Below are 17,767 nucleotides of genomic sequence, written 5' to 3'. Positions count from 1 at the left end.
TTGCGTTCCGAATCCTCGACCCGCTAACCTCCAGTCCGGAACGGAACCGTTCCGAGTCGTTGAGCGTAAGGACCGTTGGGGGCCGTGATGGACGTGGTGGACACCGAGGTGCTGATCGTCGGTGCCGGGCCTTCCGGGCTGGCGCTGGGCTGCGCGCTGCGCCTGCACGGGGTCTCCGTTCGAGTCGTGGACAGCGCATCGGGACCGGCGTCGACGTCGCGGGCGAACATCCTGCACGCCCGGGGCGTTGAAGTGCTTGATCGACTCGGCGGTCTCGGCGATCTGCCGGATCGTTCGCTCACCGCGCTCACCCTGACCCAATACCTCGACGGGCGGCCGGCGATCACGATCCGGTTCGGCGACCTCGGCCTGGACACCGCCCGCACGACGATGTATGTCTCACAGGCCGACATCGAGGCAGCACTGCGGCGTCGACTGAGCGAACTGGGTGTCGACATCGGTTGGGGCACAACGCTGGTCGATGTCAGCCAGAACGGGCACGAGGTCACCGGGGTGCTCAGCACGGGGAGCACCGTGAGCTGCCGGTGGCTGGCCGGTTGCGACGGGGCGCACAGCACGGTGCGCAAGCTGACCGGCATCGGGTTTCCCGGTGTCCGCCTCACCGAACAGTTCCTGCTCGCGGACGTGCACGCCGACTGGCCTGTCGACCGTGCCGGTGGGCATGGCTGGCCACACCCGGACGGACCGTTCTTCGCCGTGCCGATGCGCGAAGTCGGGCGGGCGGACGACCTGTGGCGGCTGATGGCCTACGACCCGGCCGGCGACAGCAGCGCGGAGGGCGAACCGGCTCAGGTCCTGGAACGGTTTCGCCGGTTGGTGCCCGAGCGCACCGGACGCACCGACATCCAGATCAAGGACGCCGTCTGGACCTCGGTCTTCCGCGTGCACCGCCGGCTCGCCGACACCTACCGAAAGGGCCGGGTCTTCCTCGTCGGCGACGCGGCTCACATCCACAGCCCGTTCGGCGGGCAGGGCATGGTTACCGGCTTGGGTGACGCGGAGAACCTCGCCTGGAAGCTGGCACTGGTCATGCGCGGGCGGGCCGCGGAGGCACTGCTGGACACCTATGAGGCAGAACGCCGGCCACTGGCGACCGAAGTGCTTCGGCGAACCACGACCGCAACCCGGCTGCAGGTCGGTGAAAGCCCGCTGATGCGGTTCCTGCGCAGGCGGGTGCTGATTCCGGTCGCCACCATGCGTTCCGTGCAACGACGAGTCACTCAACTGGCGTCCCAGTTGTGGGTGACCTACCGACGCGGGCCCCTGGCCAAGGGCACCAGGCAGCGGTTGGGTCGAGGGCCACGGCCCGGCGATCGCGTCCCGGACCTGACCTGCACACGCGCCGACGGCAGCCACACCCGCCTGCACGCCGAACTCGGGCAGCGATGGGCACTGCTGATGCCCGGCGGAGGCCACGACGACCTCCTCGCGGAAGCACAGAAACACCTCGGCGACATCGTCGTGACGCTCACCCCCGACCGCCCCCGTCAACAGCGGAACGTATGGCTGGTGCGGCCAGACGCGCACCTGGCCTGGCGCGGCAGCCATACCGAAGCGCCACGCCTCGGCCAATGGCTCCACGACGCGCTACAGCGCGGCACGGCCAGACCATGACGGTCTGTGTCAGCGGTGCTCCCTCGCTCGGTCGAGAAAACGATGCCTCGGATATCGGTCCAGTCCAGCCGTTTCCGGGTGACCCAAGCGAGGTTGACGCAGGTCCGTCTACAGGTGCCGCACCGCCAGAACAGCGATCGAGAAAGTGTGCGAATCGTGCGCAGTGCGATCTCGCCAAGACCGGCTGCCCGACACCCGGCGCGTGTTGACCAGTACGCCAAACCCTTCCGTCAACGGAATATCGACGAGCAGGCCGGCTGGAAAGGCAATCACGGTGCCGAAGAGGTACGCGAACGCTACCCCAAGAAACATGCCACCGAACACCGCCAGGAAACCGCCGGCAGCGTCGCCCAACCACGAACCCACATGCCACCGAGTGTCCAGGACGCCACTTACAACCGGATTACATGAAACGGTAGGTCAAAGCGCCGCAGTAACGGTCAGGCTAAACATTCCGCGAGACGCAGAAAATACACAGCGAAGACGACCAGTGCGATGGGGAAGACGGCCGAAAGGATGAGGCCGTCGGCAAGCCCCTCGCCAGGTCTCCTGCCACGGCGGGATGATAACGAGTTGGCGCTGCTATGAGCGGTCAAGCGGCGAGACGGCGGACAACGGCATCGGCGAGGAGGCGGCCCCGGGGAGTCAGCACGGCGCGGTCACCGGCGAGGGTGAGCAGCCCGTCGTCGGCCGCGACGCGGGCCTGCTGTTCGCCCTCGGCGTCGAGCGCGTCGAGTGGGAGACCTTCGGCGAGGCGGAGCTCCAGCATGATCCGCTCCAGGTGCCGGTCGTCGTCGGTGAGCACCTCGCGCCCGGCCTCGGGCAAGACGCCCTCGGCCAGCAGGGACGCGTAACGGGCCGGGTGCTTGACGTTCCACCACCGGACACCCGCGACGTGACTGTGCGCGCCGGGACCGGCGCCCCACCAGTCGCCACCGCGCCAGTACCCGAGGTTGTGCCGGCACCGGGCATCCGGGGAAGCGGCCCAGTTCGACACCTCGTACCAGGCGAGACCGGCGGCATTCAGTGTCTGGTCGATCACCTCGTAGTAACCGGCGAGCACGTCGTCGTCGGGCGCGGGCAACTCACCGCGGCGCACCCGGCGCGCGAGGGCCGTACCGTCCTCCACGATCAGCGAGTACGCCGAAACGTGGTCGACCCCGGCATCGAGCACGGCATCCAGCGATGCGCGAAGGTCGGACACACGCTCTCCGGGCGTGCCGTAGATGATGTCGAGGTTGACGTGCTCGAACCCGGCCGCGCGGGCTTCCCGCGCGGCAACGCCCGGGCGCCCAGGCGTGTGGACCCGGTCGAGCACCTTCAACACATGTTGCGCGGCCGATTGCATGCCCAGGGAAACCCGGGTGTAACCGGCCCGCCGGATGCCGTCGAAGAACTCCGGTGACGTCGACTCCGGGTTGGCCTCGGTGGTCACCTCCGCGCCGGGTGCCAGGCCGAACGAGTCACGCACCGCATCCAGCACGGACGCGAGCCCGTCGGCGCCGAGCAACGACGGGGTGCCGCCGCCGACGAACACCGTCTCGGCCGGGCGGGCACCCACCGCCTTGACCCCCAGCGCCAGTTCCCGTTTCAGGGCCTGGAGCCACGACTCCGGCGACGCGGCCGAACCGAGCTCTCCCGCCGTGTAGGTGTTGAAGTCGCAATACCCACATCGTGTGGCACAGAACGGCACATGTACATAAACCCCGAACACGCCTCCAGTGTCCCCTACCCCCGCTGACCTGCGAAGGTGAGCCCCTTCCCAGGATGCGGGCAGCCTGGACCGCGCGGTGAACGGCTGGCACGCTGACGTGCATGACTTACGCCGGTGTCCTGCTCGTCGTGCGTCGGCACGTCGACTACCGGCGTGTCTCCAGCGCACTGTGCCACGCGGCCAGCTGACTCCGCCGCCACCCGATCCCGAGCAAGGACCAGCGAGCGCCGGACGCCGGGAGCCACCCCCTCACCACGGCTGGGGCGCTCGCGTGCGCGGCGCCCCGAAGACGGGAGGACACCCATGGCCTCGGCTCCAGGCGAAACCTCGACCACACGCCCGGCCCGCCCCAAGCAACGTCGCGGTGAAGGCCAGTGGGCGCTGGGCTATCGCGAACCGCTCAACGCGAACGAACAATCCAAAAAGGACGACCACCCGCTCAACGTGCGCGCCCGCATCGAAAACGTCTACGCCCAGCGGGGTTTCGACTCGATCGACCCGGGCGACCTGCGCGGCCGGTTCCGCTGGTACGGCCTCTACACCCAGCGCAAGCCCGGGATCGACGGCGGCCGAACCGCGACGCTTGCCCCGGAGGAACTCGACGACGAGTTCTTCATGATGCGGGTGCGCATCGACGGTGGCGCGCTGACCACCGAACAGCTCGCCGTGATCGGCGAGGTCTCGCAGACCTACGCCCGTGACACCGCGGACATCACCGACCGCCAGAACGTCCAGTACCACTGGGTGCGCATCGAGGACGTGCCGGCGATGTGGCAGAAGCTGGAGTCCGCCGGGCTGACCACCATGACCGCCTGCGGCGACAGCCCGCGCGTGATCCTCGGCTCGCCGGTGGCCGGCATCGCCGAGGACGAGATCATCGACGGCGCCCCGGCGATCGACGAGATCAAGCGCCGTTACCTCGGCAAACCCGAGTATGCGAACCTGCCGCGCAAGTTCAAGACCGCGGTCTCCGGGCTGCAGGACGTCGCGCACGAGATCCACGACGTGGCCTTCATCGGGGTGCGCCACCCCGAGCACGGACCCGGTTTCGACGTGTGGGTCGGCGGCGGCCTGTCCACCAACCCGATGATCGGCCAGCGCCTTGGCGCGTGGGTGCCGCGGGACGAGGTGCCGGAAGTCTGGGAGGGCGTGGTCAGCGTCTTCCGTGACTACGGCTACCGCCGTCTCCGGTCCCGGGCACGGATGAAGTTCCTGGTCAAGGACTGGGGCGCGGCGAAGTTCCGCGAGGTGCTCGAAACCGAGTACCTGGGCCGCAGACTGGTCGATGGCCCCGCGCCCGAGGTGCCCGAACAGCGGCGCGACCACATCGGGGTGCACCGGCAGAAGGACGGCCTGTGTTACGTCGGTGCGGCGCCGACCGCCGGCCGGGTCTCCGGGTCCACGCTCATCGCGGTGGCCAAGGCCGCCGAGCGCGCCGGGTCCTCGCGGGTGCGGCTCACCCCGCAGCAGAAGATCCTCGTCCTCGACGTGCCGGAGTCCGAGCTGGCCGGACTGCGCGCGGAGCTGGCCGAGATCGGCCTGCCCACCGAGCCGAGCCCGTGGCGGCGCGGCATCATGGCCTGCACCGGAATCGAGTTCTGCAAGCTGGCGATCGTGGAGACCAAGGCGCGGGCCCGCGACCTGGTGGCCGAGCTGGAGCGGCGGCTCGCCGACCTCCAGTCCGAAGTGGACAACCCGGTGTCCGTGCACCTGAACGGCTGCCCCAACTCCTGCGCCCGCATCCAGACCGCGGACATCGGCTTCAAGGGTCAGATCGTCACCGACGCGGACGGCAACCAGGTCGAGGGCTTCCAGGTGCACCTGGGCGGCGGGCTGGGTCTGGATGCCGGTTTCGGCCGGAAGGTGCGCGGCCACAAGGTGACCGCCGACGAACTGGCCGGCTACGTCGAGCGCGTGGTGCGCAACTACCTGACCCAGCGCGAGCCGGGCGAACGCTTCCCGCAGTGGGTGGCGCGGGCCGCGGAGGCCGATCTGCGATGAACGGGACTGTATCAGGTCGCGGCAGTCAAGGTGACCAGCACGCGCGCGCTTCCGTCCCGCTATCGGGGCGGCGGGGCGCCCTTGTCGGGGACGTGACTCGGCCTCAAATGGAGCGCCCCGTCGACGCGATCGCGGTCGCGCGCAAACCCGCGAAGGAACGAGTGAACAGACACGGGCTGAAGGAGTTGGCGGAGAGGGCGTCTGGGGAACTCGCCGGCGCGAGCGCACTGGATGCCCTGCGCTGGACGGTGGAGACCTTCGGCGATGACTTCATCGTCGCCTCGAACATGCAGGACGCGGTGCTCGTCGACCTGGCGACCCAGGTGAAGTCCGATGTGGACGTGCTGTTTCTGGACACCGGATACCACTTCGCGGAGACCATCGGCACCCGCGACGCGGTCGCCACGGTCTACCCGGACATCCGCGTCGTCAACGCGACGCCGGAACACACCGTCGCCGAGCAGGACGCCGAGCATGGGCCGAGACTGCACGGCCGGGACCCGAACCTGTGCTGCCAACTGCGCAAGGTCGTGCCGCTGCGAAAGACGCTGGCCGGCTACTCCGCCTGGGTCACCGGGGTACGCCGGGTTGACGCGCCAACGCGGGCGAATACCCCAGTCGTCGGCTGGGACGAGCGCAACGGGCTGGTCAAGGTCAACCCGATCGCGCACTGGACCGACGAGGAGTTCCGCGGCTACCTCGCCGAACACGGGATCCTCGAGAACCCGCTGGTGTCCGAGGGTTACCTGTCGATCGGCTGCGCACCGTGCACCGCGAAGGTCGCTCCGGGGGCGGACCCGCGCAGCGGCCGCTGGGCCGGCACGGCCAAGACCGAATGCGGCCTGCACGGCTGAGGGGGAAACATGCTCGATGTAGTCACGACCGACAACCTGACGGCCCTGGAGTCGGAGGCGATCCACATCTTCCGGGAGGTCGCCGGCGAGTTCGACCGCCCGGTGATCCTGTTCTCCGGCGGCAAGGATTCGACCCTGCTGCTGCACCTGGCGATCAAGGCGTTCTGGCCCGCGCCGGTCCCGTTCCCGCTGCTGCACGTGGACACCGGGCACAACTTCGATGAAGTCATCGCGTTTCGGGACAAGGTGGTGGCCGAGCACAACCTCCGGCTGATCGTGGCGGAGGTGCAGGACTGGATCGACGACGGCCGGCTGGCCGAACGGCCGGATGGCACGCGCAACCCGTTGCAGACCCAGCCGCTGCTGGACACCATCGCCGAGCACCGGTTCGACGCGGTCTTCGGCGGCGGGCGCCGCGACGAGGAGCGGGCACGGGCGAAGGAGCGGATCTTCAGCCTGCGCAACGCGTTCGGGCAATGGGATCCGCGCCGCCAGCGTCCCGAGCTGTGGAACCTGTACAACGGGCGGCACCGCCCGGGAGAGCATGTGCGCGTGTTCCCCCTCTCCAACTGGACCGAGGCCGACGTGTGGCACTACATCGCGCGGGAAGGGGTGGAGCTGCCGTCGATCTACTACGCGCACCCGCGCCAGGTCTATCGCCGGGACGGCATGTGGCTCACCGAGGGGCCGTGGGGTGGCCCACGAAGCGGTGAGGAGGTCAGGGAACTGACCGTCCGCTACCGCACGGTCGGTGATGGCTCCTGCACCGGCGCTGTGGAGTCCACCGCGTCCACTGTGGACGAGGTGATCGCCGAAGTGCTGGCGAGCCGGCTCACCGAACGAGGCGCCACCCGCGCCGACGACCGGCTTTCCGAGGCGGCGATGGAGGACCGGAAGCGGGAGGGGTACTTCTGATGCCGATCCAGTCTCCGCCGAGTTCGTTGCTGCGCCTGGCCACCGCCGGCAGCGTGGACGACGGAAAGTCCACTCTGGTCGGCCGGCTGCTCTATGACACCAAGTCCGTGCTCGCGGACCAGCTCGACGCGGTCACCAGAGCGAGCGTCGACCGCGGTCTGTCCACTCCGGATCTTTCACTGTTGGTGGACGGACTGCGTTCGGAGCGGGAACAGGGCATCACGATCGATGTGGCGTACCGGTACTTCGCCACGCCAAGGCGTTCGTTCGTGCTGGCCGACACTCCCGGTCACGTGCAGTACACCCGCAACACCGTCACCGGCGCATCCACCGCGCAGCTGGCGATCCTGCTCGTGGACGCACGCAAGGGCGTCGTCGAGCAGACCCGCCGGCACGCCGCCGTCCTCGCGCTGCTCGGGGTGCCTCGCCTGGTGCTCGCGGTGAACAAGATCGACCTCGTCGACTACGACGAGGAGACTTTTCGCGTCATCGCCAAGGAGTTCGTCGCACACGCCACGTCGCTGGGTTACCCCGACGGCTCCGTGCTTGCCCTCCCGGTCTCCGCGCTCGTCGGTGACAACGTGGTCGACCGCTCGGACCGGACGGCCTGGTACCGCGGCCCGACGCTGCTGGAGCACCTGGAATCGGTGCCCGCGGCGCCGGACCCGCACGACGCGCCCTTCCGTTTCCCCGTGCAATACGTGATCCGCCCGCGTACGCCGGAACATCCCGACTATCGCGGTTACGCCGGCCAGGTCGCGGCCGGGACGATCCGCCGTGGCGACGAGGTGGTGCTGCTGCCGACAGGCCGGCGCAGCACGGTGGCGCGGATCGACACTCCCGACGGTGAGCTGGCGGAGGCCGTCGCCGGGCGGTCGGTGACCCTGCTGCTGACCGACGAACTCGACATCGGGCGCGGGGACGTGATCGCCTCCCCCGGCGAGTCCCCGATGCTCACCGACGAGTTGGACGCCACCCTGGCCTGGCTGTCGGAGAAGCCGCTGCGGCCGGGCGCGCGGGTGCTGGTCAAGCACGGCGCCCGCACGGTGCCGGCCTTCGTCGAAGAGCTGACCGCCCGGTTCGACGAGCAGAAGCTGTCCAGTGTGGACGCGCCGGATACCTTGCTGCTCAACGAGCTCGGGCGGGTTCGCCTCCGCACCGCCGAGCCACTGCCGGTGGACGACTACGCGGTCAGCCGCCGCACGGGGGCATTCCTGGTGATCGACGCCACCGACGGTGACACGCTGGCCGCCGGGCTGGTCGGCGCGCCGCTACCCAACCCGTGACCGTGACCAGAGAGGCGGGCGCGATGGCCGCGACGCTGGAAAGTTCCGCGGTGGGGCCACTCACCGCACACGCCGCGCGGCTGAGCGGCGTGCACAAGACATTCGGTCAGGGCGACCGTGCGGTGGTCGCGCTCGGCGGCGTCGATCTCCAGGTGGCGCCCGGAGAGTTCGTCTGCCTGCTCGGCGCGTCGGGCTGCGGCAAGACCACCCTGTTGAACCTCATCGCCGGCCTGGACCGGCCGACCGCCGGCGACGTGGAGGTCAACAGCGGGCGTCCCGCGGTGATGTTCCAAGAGGCCGCGCTGATGCCGTGGCTGACCGCGGCCGCCAACGTCGAGCTGCCGTTGAAACTGGGCGGCATCGGGCGGGCGGAGCGCAAGGCCCGTACCCGCGAACTGCTCGACCTGGTGCGGCTGGGCGGCGCGGACAAGAAACGGCCGCACGAGCTTTCCGGCGGGATGCGCCAGCGGGTGGCCCTCGCGCGGGCACTTGCCTCGGCGCTGCACACCTCGGACGATTCGCGGCCGTCGCTGCTGCTGATGGACGAACCGTTCTCGGCGCTGGACGCGATCACCCGGGACGTCCTGCAGGGCGAGTTGGTCCGCCTGTGGCGTGCGACCGGGGCCGCGGTGGTGTTCGTGACCCACGACGTGCGTGAAGCCGTGCGGCTCGGCGAGCGGGTGGTGCTGCTGTCCTCGCGCCCGGGCCGGGTCGTGCAGGAGTGGCGGGTCGACGGGCTCTCCGGCGCCGAGGAAAGCCAAACCGTGGACGTGATCAACCGGCGCTTGCGTGAGGTGATTTCCAACCATGCGGCATGACGACACAGCGGCGGTCGAAGCGGGCACGAGCGGGGCGGACTGACCGTGCGCCCGATCCCGCGGTACCGCCAGGAACCCGTTCTCGTCACAGTGGCGCACGGCAGCCGGGACGGCCGGTCCGCCGCGACGATCCGCGCGTTGGTGGGCGAGATCCCCGGCGCCCGCGTGTCGTTTCTCGACCTTTCTCACCCGCTGCTGGCCGACGTGCTGCGGTCGCTTCCCGCCGAGGGACATCGCGAAGCCGTAGTGGTCCCGCTGCTGCTCGGAAGCGCCTACCACGCCCGCATCGACCTGCCCGCGCTGCTGACGCGTGCGCCGGCCGGGCTTCGAGTGTCTGTTTCGGACGTTCTCGGGACTACGACGACGCTGGCGAACGTGGCGTTGGACCGGCTCGCCGCGACCGGCGCGGATCTGGCCGATCCGCGCCTCGGCGTGGTGGTGGCCGCGGTGGGCTCCTCGCACGCCCCGGCCAACGCCGCCGTCGCCCGCCTGGCGCGCCGGTGGCAGGCGCGTCACGGTTTCCTCGCCGCTCCTGCCTTCGTCGGCGGCACGCCGGCCGCCGGGCGGCCCGACATTCCGGCGGCCATCGCGCGGCTGCGTGCCCGTGGCGCCCGTGAAATCGCGGTCGCTTCCTGGTTTCTGGCCCCCGGCTTCCTCCTCGACCGGGTCGCCGCGCAAGCGCCGGACGCGCGGATCGCCGCGCCGCTGGCCCCGGATCCCCGGATCACGGCTCTCGTCCTGCGCCGCTACACGGAAACCGCGTACCAGCGAGCCGAATCCGCTTAGGGCCTGTATCAATGTCGATCAGACCTGTTCGTTGATCGCAGCAAGGTGGATGGTGGCTTCGTAGCGTATGGCGAGTGTGTCGCAGCGGGTGACGACCGCGCCGTGTCCCCTCTCCAGACCGCTGAGTCCCCGCTCCAGGCGGCTGTGTCCCCGCTTCAGGCGGCTGTGTCCCCGCTTCGGGCCGCTGTGTCCCTGCTTCAGGCCGCTGTGTCCCCGCTTCAGGCCGCTGTGTTCCCGGTTCAGGACAGGAGTTCGTCGCGTCGTCGGGGGTGGTACGGTCCTGGCGGCGTGCCTCGCAACGTTGCCCGGGGTAATCCGGCCTTCGGTACCTGTTGTTCCCAAACCGGAACTCGAGTGCCCGGACCGGGGACACGCCCGACTGAACCGAGAACTCAGGTGCCTGAACCGGGAACTTGCGTGCCTGAACCGGGGACACGCCCGGCTGCACCGGGAACTCGCGTGCCTGAAGCAGGAACTCAATCGCCTGAGCTGGGGACACGCCAGGTGCTGGCGTGTCCCCGGCTGGGGAGGGCGAGTTCTGGGTTCAGGTGGGCGAGTTCTGGGTTCGGGAGGGCGAGTTCTGGGGCGGGGGAGGTGAGTTCCGGGTTTGTGGCGAGTCCGGGGTTCCGGCGAGAACGCCGAGATCAGCCCAGCTCACCCGACCGGCTTCGATACAGGTCCTGGTCCGCCGGAACCGACCACGCGCCTCGCCCGCGAAAAGATCGCGAGCCATGGCAGGGTGGTGTCCATGAGCGACGAACTTGTGCACTACTCGGTGGCGCGTGGTACCGCGACCATCACGCTGGACTCACCGCACAACCGCAACGCGTTGTCGGCCCAGTTGAGGCGCGAGCTGCGCGCTTCGCTGGTCAAGGCCCATGACGACGCAGCGGTCCGGGTGATCGTGCTGACGCACACCGGCAAGGTGTTCTGCTCGGGCATGGATCTCAAGGAGGCACGCGGGGCCGACGCCTCCGCCCAGGGCGTCAACGAATTTCCCGAAATCCTGCACCAGCTCTGGTCCAGCCCGAAGCCCGTGGTCGCCCGGCTCACCGGACCGGCACGAGCCGGCGGGGTCGGGATGGTGGCGGCGGCGGACATCGTGGTGGCCGCCCGCGAAGCCACGTTCGCCTTCTCGGAGGTGCGGGTCGGCGTGGTCCCGGCGATCATCTCGCTGACCGTGCTGCCCCGCATCGCGCCCCGCGCCGCCCAGGAGCTGTTCCTCACCGGCGAGGTCTTCGACGCCGAACGCGCGGCCCAGATCGGCCTGATCACCGCGGCCGTAGACGCGGAACGGCTCGACGCCGAGGTCGACCGCTACGTCAACGCGCTCGCACTCGGCGGACCGCAGGCCCTCGCCGCCACGAAGGAGCTGCTCGTCAGCCCGAAACCACCCACGCCGTCCGCCGGTTTCGAGGCGATGAATGCGCTTTCCGCCCGGTTCTTCGCCTCCGCGGAGGGGCAGGAAGGCATCACCGCGTTCGCCCAGAAACGCCGGCCGAACTGGGTGCCCAGCGAGTAATCCGGGTCAGATGGTGTTCGAAGCGGCGGAGCCGCTTGCGGTGGGCGACAGCTTGCACCGCCGCGGCAGGCCGCTCGAAACAGTCTCTAGTCGTCGCAGAACGCGACCGTGAGGTGGCGGCTGTCCACGCGATCGCCACCGGGGGTCATCGCGCGCTCCGCGTCCGAGAGCACACTGCGAATCGCCAGGTACGCCCTCGGATCGGCCGCCTTGAGCAGCTCCGCACCGCCCCAGATCAGCACATGCTCGCCGGCAGGCAGCCAGGACAGGTCGGTCAGGCAGTCGTACAGCGCGTCGAGGTTCCGGCCGAAATAGTCGGGAAAGGACAGTGCCGCGGCGATGGCCTCCATTGTGGACATCTTGTCCGTGGGGTGACCGTGCACGAGATGAACGTGAGCGCCGCGGGCACGTGCGCCTTCCGCGAGGGCTTTCGAATCGGTGTGCTCCATGGGCCTTCTACTTCGTGGGGTCGACCGCGACAAATGTCTGGTAGTGATCGCCGGTGTAGTACAGCTCCCGCCCGTCACCGGCGATCAGCCGTCTCGGTCCCCGGTCGGCACTGCCCGGTGTTGGCACGGTGTATTCATGGTAATAACCGGAGGGCTGCCGTGGCAGCAGTTTCTCCCGGTTCTCGAAGACGGTTCCGTCCTGCGGATACCGGAACGGGCCGCCGGCCTCGATCAGCCGGTAGGTCTGCCCGGCTTCGGGCGGCAGCGTGGACAGCGCCACGGTATGCAGGCCGGGTTCGGTGACCCCACCGAGGTCCTTGATCAGCCAACCGCCGAGGACGAGCACGATGAGCCCGGCCAGGGCGACGCTGATGCGCCTCCTGCTCGTCGATTGCTTCACTGGCTCGAACAGTCCCCATCCCGGCCAGGGCGGAACAACGCCGCCACCCGGTCGACGATCCGGTCGATCAGCCACGCCGCCCCCAGGCACAGCGGCCCGAGCACGGCGATGACCAGCACGAACTGCGCCGGGAACCACAACTGCGCGAGCCACAGCTCCGCGTTGTCCCACCAGTTGGCCAGCCCGTTGAACACGCTCACAGCCTACGCGCGGTGTCATCTGGGGGTGCGACCCCCGGACCCCGTCTGGAGGGCCAGACCCCAGACCCCTGTGAATCGGGGTAGTTTGCAGCCATGTTCGCCGTCTACGCACAGGAACCGAACCAGGACAAGCCACTCGATTCGCTCGTCGTCGGCGAGCGAGAAGAGCCGGACGTGCCGGACGGCTGGGTCCGGGTCGCCGTCCGGGCCGCGAGCCTCAACATGCACGACATCTGGACGCTGCGGGGCGTCGGCATCAAGCCCGAGCAGTTCCCGATGATCCTCGGCTGCGACGGGGCCGGTGTGCTGGACGACGGCACCGAGGTCGTGCTGCACTCGGTGATCAACGCGCCCGGCTGGGTGGGCGACGACACCCTCGACCCGAAGCGCACGCTGCTGACGGAGAAACATCAGGGCACCTTCGCCGACTACGTCGTCGTCCCGGCACGCAACGTGCTGCCCAAACCCGCCGGCATGTCGTTCGCCGAGGCCGCGACCATGGGCACAGCGTGGCTGACCGCCTACCGAATGCTGTTCGTCAAGTCCGGGCTGCGCCCCGGTCAGACGATGCTGGTGCAGGGCGCGTCGGGCGGGGTGTCCACGGCGCTGGTCCAGCTCGGCCGGGCCGCCGGCTTCCGGGTGTGGGTGACCGGCCGGAGCGAGCCGAAGCGGGCGCTCGCGGAGCGGCTGGGCGCGCATCAGACGTTCGAGACGGGCGCGCGGCTGCCCGAGCGGGTCGACGCCGTCTTCGAGACCGTCGGCAAGGCGACCTGGTCCCACTCGCTCAAGTCGCTCAAACCGGGTGGCATCGTCGTGACTTCCGGCGCGACGAGCGGGCAGGACGCGAGCGCGGAGTTGCAGCGCGTGTTCTTCCTGCAACTGCGCGTCGCCGGATCGACCATGGGCACGCGGGACGAGCTGGCAGACCTGCTGTCCTACGTCGAACTGACCGGGATAAGGCCGCAGATCGGTGACGAACTGCCGATGACCGAGGCGGCCCAGGGGTTCGCGAATATGCTCAGCGGAGCAACCGCCGGAAAGATTGTCTTTACCCGCTGACTAACCTACACTCCCCTGCGACCTGCACAGACACCGTGTCGAGATCAACGCGACACCGGTTTGTGATCACGCACGGAAGGACGGAAGGCGAGATTTTCTCGCTAATCTGGGTATATGACCGCAATGGAGCGGGAGACGACGGCAAGGCCGGCCTCTCCAAACACCGATCCGGCAGCACTGCGGGTCGGTTACCGGAGTTTTGCCGGTAGCCGGACCAGGGTGCTCGAGGCAGGGCCACGCGACCGGCAGGCGACCAGGCTCGTCCTGTTGCATGGCTATTGCGACAGCGCCGACACGTGGCGCCCGGCGCTGGCCGAGCTGGCCGCGACGGGCACCTCGGTCCTCGCCGTGGACCTGCCCGGGTTCGGCGAGGCGGACCCGCTGCGCCCGGGCGCGATGTTGCCGCAGCTGGACGCCTTCGTCGATGCAGTCCTCAAGGAACAGCGCCAGTACCGAAAGATCATCGTCGCGGGGAACTCACTCGGCGGCACGATGAGCCTGCGGGTGGCGCAGTCGTCCCGGCTGCCGATCGCCGGCGTGGTGTCCATCGCCGCGCCCGGGTTCGTCGACTCCTGGCTGGTCCGCACCGTCGGCCGGTACCCGCTGCCACTGCGGCTGGCCGCCTCGCTCCCGTTGCCGATCCCCGGCTTCCTGGTCCGTTCGATCGCCGAGTACGTCGTGCCGCGGCTGCTCTACGCCGACCACGGGGGCGCCGCGGCCGAGCAGGTGCGGCGGTTCACCAGCCTCTTCCCGGACTACCGCTCGGCGACCACCCGGCTGGAGCAGGCGCGCCAACTGGTCGAGGAGCTGGCCGAGGCATACCAGGGCCTGGACCAGATCCGCGCGCCATTGCTGGTGGTCGCGTGCGGTAAGGACCGCCTGGTCACACCGGCCTCCGGCGAGCGTTTGCACGCGCTGGTGCCGCACAGCCGGCTGCTGGTCCGCTCCGAGTGGGGACACTGCCCCCAGCTCGACGACCCGGCCGGTGTCGCCGAGATGCTCACCTACTTCGCGGCCGGTGTGACCCGCCAGTCGAAGCAGGATGGCGCCGAGCCGGTGCCGATCCCGAACGCGGCCGCAGGGTAACGCATCTTCAGGCGAAACGCCGGGCAACCTGGTCGAAGGCGGCCCTGGCCTCGCCGTGCAGCTTCGCGAAGATCTCCGCGGCCGGCCCGTGCGGCGCGACCCGATACGTCTGGCCCGCCCACAGGTTCAGTCCCTCCGGGTCACCGGCCCTCGCCGCCGCCGCGCGGATCGGGCTGGTGAGGTGATGCACCTGCGGGTAGGCGGCGGGCGCCGCGGCGGAATGGTCGGTGAGGAACCGGTTGACCAGGCCCCGGGCCGGGCGGCCGCTGAACGCGCGGGTGAACTCCGTGGACCGCCCCGCCTCGGCGAGCGCACGCCGGTGCACGGGCCGCGTACCGGCCTCGTCCGCGCGTAGAAAGGCGGTACCCAGTTGCGCTGCCTCGGCCCCGGCGACCAGCGTCGCCGCGATGTCGGCGCCGTGCACCAAACCACCGGTCGCGATCAGCGGAAGGTCTACTTCGGACGAGACCAGCCGGAGCAGGGCCAGCAGCCCGTAGGTGTCTCCCCCGGCGGGATCGGCCGGGTCCTCAACCCACAGGCCGCGGTGCGCGCCCGCCTCGAAACCCTGTACGCACAAGGCATCCGCGCCCGCGCGGGCCGCCCGCACGGCCTCTCCGGGAGTCGTGACGGTCACCACCACACTGCTTCCGGCCTCATGCAGGCGCGCCACGTCCTCGGGGGCGGGCAGGCCGAAGGTGAAGGACACCAGGGGAATCCGCTCTGTCACCACGAGATCCAGCTTCGCCGGGTAATCGTCGTCGTCCCAGCGCGGCTCGCCCGGCTCGGCCCCGTACCGGCGAGCTTCGTCTTCGAGACGCCGGGCATAACCGGTGATGTCCACGGTGGACCGGTCGCCGGGGACGAACAGGTTAACGCCAAAGGATCCCGCCGTGAGCTGCCGCGTCCTGGAGATCTGCTCGGCCAGCGCACCGGCCTTGAGGTAACCGGCGGCGAGAAAGCCCGATCCGCCCGCCTCCACCACCGCGGCGACGAGTTCCGGAGTCGAGGGACCACCCGCCATCGGCGCGACCAGCAGCGGAAAGCGCAAGCTCTCGAACATGACGCCCACCCTAGGTTGTATTCCTAAGCGGCGTCAGCCGCTTGCGGTGAGGCTCGCAGCTTGCGCCGCCGCGGGTTCTCAGGCGTCTTCTCGCGAGGACAGCGCCGACGTGGTGAATTGGACATTCATGAGGAGGCGATCCCGGAGCGAGAAGACGTCTGAGGTTCCGCCACCCGCACCGCCACGCAAACCACTTAGCAACAACCTCTAGGTTAGAGTCCCGGCATGGCTGATCTGGCTCTGGTGCACAAGCTCGCCCCGGCCGAGCACGGCCTGGCCACCGTCGCGGTCGCGCGCCCGGACGGCACCGTGCATACCTCGGTCGTCAACGCCGGGCCGATCGACGATCCGGTGAGCGGCCGCGCTTCGGTCGGCTTCGTGGCGGTGGGCGGAAGCCGCAAGCTCGAACTGCTTCGGCTGCATCACAACGCAACGATCACCTTTCGTCGCGGGTGGGAATGGGTTTCCGTGCAAGGCCCGGTCCGGCTGATCGGCCCCGACGACCCGGACCCCGGCTTCGACGCCGGAGGACTGCCGCAACTCCTGCGCGAGGTGTTCATCGCCGCCACTGGTACACACGACGACTGGGACGAATACGACCGGGTGATGGCCGCGGAACGCCGGTGCGCCGTCTTCGTCGAGGCCACCCGTATCGCCGGGCGCGGCTGAGCCCGCGGCTCAGCGGGCGAGCCTGCCCAGCAGGTCCGTCAGCACGATCCGCACGGGAAACGGCTTGATCGCGTCGAACGGCTCGTCGTCCGCGATCTTCGCGATCACCTGGTAACGGCCGTCGTCGTCGAGTTCGAACACGCGCATCGACGGCTTCTCCGGATCGATCACCCAGTAGCTGGGCACCCCCATGCGCTCGTAGACCGCCCTCTTGGTGTTCACGTCGTGAATGGCCGTGCTCGGCGACAGCACCTCTACCGCGAGCACGGGCGCGGCAGGCAGATCCCTTTCGGTGAAGTCGTCGAAGCGGCCGACCAGCACATCCGGCTGCAACTCGTTCTTCTCGTCATCCGGGAAGTGCACCCCGAACGGCGCCCCGACGACGAAAAGGTCATCTGGACACGCTTCATAAAGCACATGGTGAAGCTGATAGCCCACCGCTTGGTGCCGTAGTCCTGGTGCGGGGCTCACGACGAGCATCCCATCAATGAGCTCGTACCGGCGGCCGTCATCGGGCATCCCCTCCAGGTCCCGCACCGTGAACGGCTGCTCTGGGTCTCCTGCAAACGGGGTCGCCCTTACTGCCATAGCGGTCATGGTGCACTCCATTCAGTGGTTACGCCACAGCTAAGCAGCACCGTCCGACAGAACCGGTCGCGGAACGCGGTTTGACGGAGTACAGCGCGTCACCGACCGCTCAACAGGCACCTCCGACCAGGGCCGCGATCCTGTCGACCATCTACCAGCCGGGGCCGAACTCGTCCACCAGGTCCGTCAGCACGATCCGCACGTCGAACGGCCGCTCGGCATAGAACGGCTTCTCCTCCGCCACCCTCGCGACCTCGGCATACCGACCCTCCCCATCGAGTTCGTAAACCAGCATCGAGGGATGCGCCGGGTCGATCACCCAGTAGCACTCCGTCCCCAGCCGCTCGTACGCCCGCTTCTTCACCTCGAGGTCGACCTTCGCGGTGCTCCGCGAAAGCACCTCCACCGCCAGTAACGGAGCCACCGGCAACAGCTTGTCGGTGAAATCAGCGCGCCGCCCGACGAGCAGATCCGGCTGCAACTCCGTCCGCCCATGCGGCTTCACCGCGAACGGCGCACCCAGGACCTTGAGATGCGCGGGACAGGCGGCATGCAGGACGCCGAAAAGCAGGTACGCGACACTTTGGTGCCGGGTACCTGATGCAGGGCTCACGAAGAGCTCTCCGTCGATGAGCTCGTACCGCCGGCCGTCATCGGGCATCCCCTCCAGATCACGCACCGTGAAGGAACCCGACCGGGCCGACCCTGCCGTCGCCGTCATAAGA

The 17,767-nt window shown here is 69.2% G+C and carries 19 protein-coding genes; 11 read left to right on the top strand and 8 right to left on the bottom strand.

All coding sequences use genetic code 11. The features are described from left to right. The first annotated feature begins 87 nt into the window (after window positions 1-87). Window positions 88-1,635, top strand: a complete 1,548-nt coding sequence (locus tag A3CU_RS0137100) for an FAD-dependent monooxygenase (protein ID WP_027946499.1) — start codon at window positions 88-90, stop codon at window positions 1,633-1,635. 108 nt (window positions 1,636-1,743) lie between these two features. On the opposite strand, the gene A3CU_RS0137095 is transcribed toward A3CU_RS0137100, so the two are convergent. Both A3CU_RS0137095 and hemW read right to left on the bottom strand, forming a co-directional pair. Beyond that, window positions 1,744-1,989 carry a hypothetical protein gene (locus A3CU_RS0137095; RefSeq protein WP_156960739.1) on the bottom strand — a complete coding sequence of 82 codons (246 nt, stop codon included), beginning with the start codon at window positions 1,987-1,989 and terminating at the stop codon, window positions 1,744-1,746. 238 nt (window positions 1,990-2,227) lie between these two features. Continuing rightward, complete coding sequence (hemW, locus tag A3CU_RS48540; RefSeq protein ID WP_052372807.1) at window positions 2,228-3,349, bottom strand: radical SAM family heme chaperone HemW; 1,122 nt, start codon at window positions 3,347-3,349, stop codon at window positions 2,228-2,230. 303 nt (window positions 3,350-3,652) lie between these two features. On the opposite strand from hemW, the gene A3CU_RS0137085 reads away from it, so the two are divergent. The 7 genes from A3CU_RS0137085 to A3CU_RS0137055 all read left to right on the top strand — a co-directional run bounded on the left by A3CU_RS0137085 (window position 3,653) and on the right by A3CU_RS0137055 (window position 11,531). Further along, window positions 3,653-5,350, top strand: a complete 1,698-nt coding sequence (locus tag A3CU_RS0137085) for a nitrite/sulfite reductase (protein WP_027946497.1) — start codon at window positions 3,653-3,655, stop codon at window positions 5,348-5,350. Window positions 5,351-5,457: 107 nt separating this feature from the next. After that, window positions 5,458-6,204: a phosphoadenylyl-sulfate reductase gene (locus A3CU_RS0137080; RefSeq protein ID WP_084144140.1), complete on the top strand. Its 747-nt coding sequence runs from the start codon at window positions 5,458-5,460 to the stop codon at window positions 6,202-6,204. A 9-nt stretch (window positions 6,205-6,213) separates the two neighbouring features. Then, a complete protein-coding gene (gene cysD, locus A3CU_RS0137075) occupies window positions 6,214-7,119 on the top strand; it encodes a sulfate adenylyltransferase subunit CysD (protein ID WP_027946495.1) in 906 nt (301 codons plus the stop codon). Further along, window positions 7,119-8,405: a sulfate adenylyltransferase subunit 1 gene (locus A3CU_RS0137070; RefSeq protein ID WP_043843751.1), complete on the top strand. Its 1,287-nt coding sequence runs from the start codon at window positions 7,119-7,121 to the stop codon at window positions 8,403-8,405. Before cysD ends, A3CU_RS0137070 begins: the two co-directional genes overlap by 1 nt. Window positions 8,406-8,428: 23 nt before the next feature. Next, complete coding sequence (locus A3CU_RS0137065; RefSeq protein ID WP_027946493.1) at window positions 8,429-9,223, top strand: ABC transporter ATP-binding protein; 795 nt, start codon at window positions 8,429-8,431, stop codon at window positions 9,221-9,223. Between the two features lie 39 nt (window positions 9,224-9,262). Beyond that, window positions 9,263-10,009, top strand: coding sequence for a sirohydrochlorin chelatase (locus A3CU_RS0137060; RefSeq protein ID WP_052372805.1), 747 nt, complete (start codon window positions 9,263-9,265; stop codon window positions 10,007-10,009). Window positions 10,010-10,757: 748 nt separating this feature from the next. Further along, window positions 10,758-11,531 carry an enoyl-CoA hydratase family protein gene (locus A3CU_RS0137055; RefSeq protein WP_027946491.1) on the top strand — a complete coding sequence of 258 codons (774 nt, stop codon included), beginning with the start codon at window positions 10,758-10,760 and terminating at the stop codon, window positions 11,529-11,531. 86 nt (window positions 11,532-11,617) lie between these two features. Here the strand turns inward: A3CU_RS0137055 and A3CU_RS0137050 are convergent, their stop codons facing one another. Genes A3CU_RS0137050 through A3CU_RS0137040 form a run of 3 tightly spaced genes read right to left on the bottom strand, consistent with a single transcriptional unit; the run spans window position 11,618 to window position 12,574 of the window. Beyond that, window positions 11,618-11,980 (bottom strand): barstar family protein, encoded by a 363-nt coding sequence (locus tag A3CU_RS0137050; RefSeq protein WP_027946490.1) that lies wholly within the window; start codon window positions 11,978-11,980, stop codon window positions 11,618-11,620. 7 nt (window positions 11,981-11,987) lie between these two features. Beyond that, window positions 11,988-12,380: a guanyl-specific ribonuclease gene (locus A3CU_RS0137045; RefSeq protein WP_043843749.1), complete on the bottom strand. Its 393-nt coding sequence runs from the start codon at window positions 12,378-12,380 to the stop codon at window positions 11,988-11,990. Then, on the bottom strand, window positions 12,377-12,574 hold the full coding sequence (locus A3CU_RS0137040) for a hypothetical protein (protein WP_027946488.1): 198 nt from the start codon (window positions 12,572-12,574) through the stop codon (window positions 12,377-12,379). Before A3CU_RS0137040 ends, A3CU_RS0137045 begins: the two co-directional genes overlap by 4 nt. Window positions 12,575-12,673: 99 nt before the next feature. Here A3CU_RS0137040 and A3CU_RS0137035 point away from each other — a divergent pair, with 99 nt between their 5' ends. Together A3CU_RS0137035 and A3CU_RS0137030 are read left to right on the top strand one after the other, a co-directional pair. Then, window positions 12,674-13,639 (top strand): quinone oxidoreductase family protein, encoded by a 966-nt coding sequence (locus A3CU_RS0137035; protein ID WP_027946487.1) that lies wholly within the window; start codon window positions 12,674-12,676, stop codon window positions 13,637-13,639. A 114-nt stretch (window positions 13,640-13,753) separates the two neighbouring features. After that, on the top strand, window positions 13,754-14,725 hold the full coding sequence (locus A3CU_RS0137030) for an alpha/beta hydrolase (RefSeq protein WP_027946486.1): 972 nt from the start codon (window positions 13,754-13,756) through the stop codon (window positions 14,723-14,725). Between the two features lie 7 nt (window positions 14,726-14,732). Here the strand turns inward: A3CU_RS0137030 and A3CU_RS0137025 are convergent, their stop codons facing one another. Continuing rightward, window positions 14,733-15,785, bottom strand: coding sequence for an NAD(P)H-dependent flavin oxidoreductase (locus tag A3CU_RS0137025; protein ID WP_027946485.1), 1,053 nt, complete (start codon window positions 15,783-15,785; stop codon window positions 14,733-14,735). 225 nt (window positions 15,786-16,010) lie between these two features. On the opposite strand from A3CU_RS0137025, the gene A3CU_RS0137020 reads away from it, so the two are divergent. Further along, complete coding sequence (locus A3CU_RS0137020; protein WP_027946484.1) at window positions 16,011-16,454, top strand: pyridoxamine 5'-phosphate oxidase family protein; 444 nt, start codon at window positions 16,011-16,013, stop codon at window positions 16,452-16,454. Window positions 16,455-16,463: 9 nt separating this feature from the next. Here the strand turns inward: A3CU_RS0137020 and A3CU_RS0137015 are convergent, their stop codons facing one another. Then, complete coding sequence (locus A3CU_RS0137015; RefSeq protein ID WP_027946483.1) at window positions 16,464-17,051, bottom strand: Uma2 family endonuclease; 588 nt, start codon at window positions 17,049-17,051, stop codon at window positions 16,464-16,466. A gap of 142 nt (window positions 17,052-17,193) precedes the next feature. Then, entirely contained in the window at window positions 17,194-17,763 is a 570-nt protein-coding gene (locus A3CU_RS0137010) for a Uma2 family endonuclease (protein WP_156960738.1), read from the bottom strand. Window positions 17,764-17,767: the final 4 nt, after the last annotated feature.

The organism is Amycolatopsis taiwanensis DSM 45107 (genome assembly GCF_000519205.1).
In the GTDB taxonomy this organism is placed as follows: domain Bacteria; phylum Actinomycetota; class Actinomycetes; order Mycobacteriales; family Pseudonocardiaceae; genus Amycolatopsis_E; species Amycolatopsis_E taiwanensis.
The sequence above is the reverse complement of the archived record's forward strand: the minus strand, read 5'-3'. Positions and strand labels throughout refer to the sequence as shown.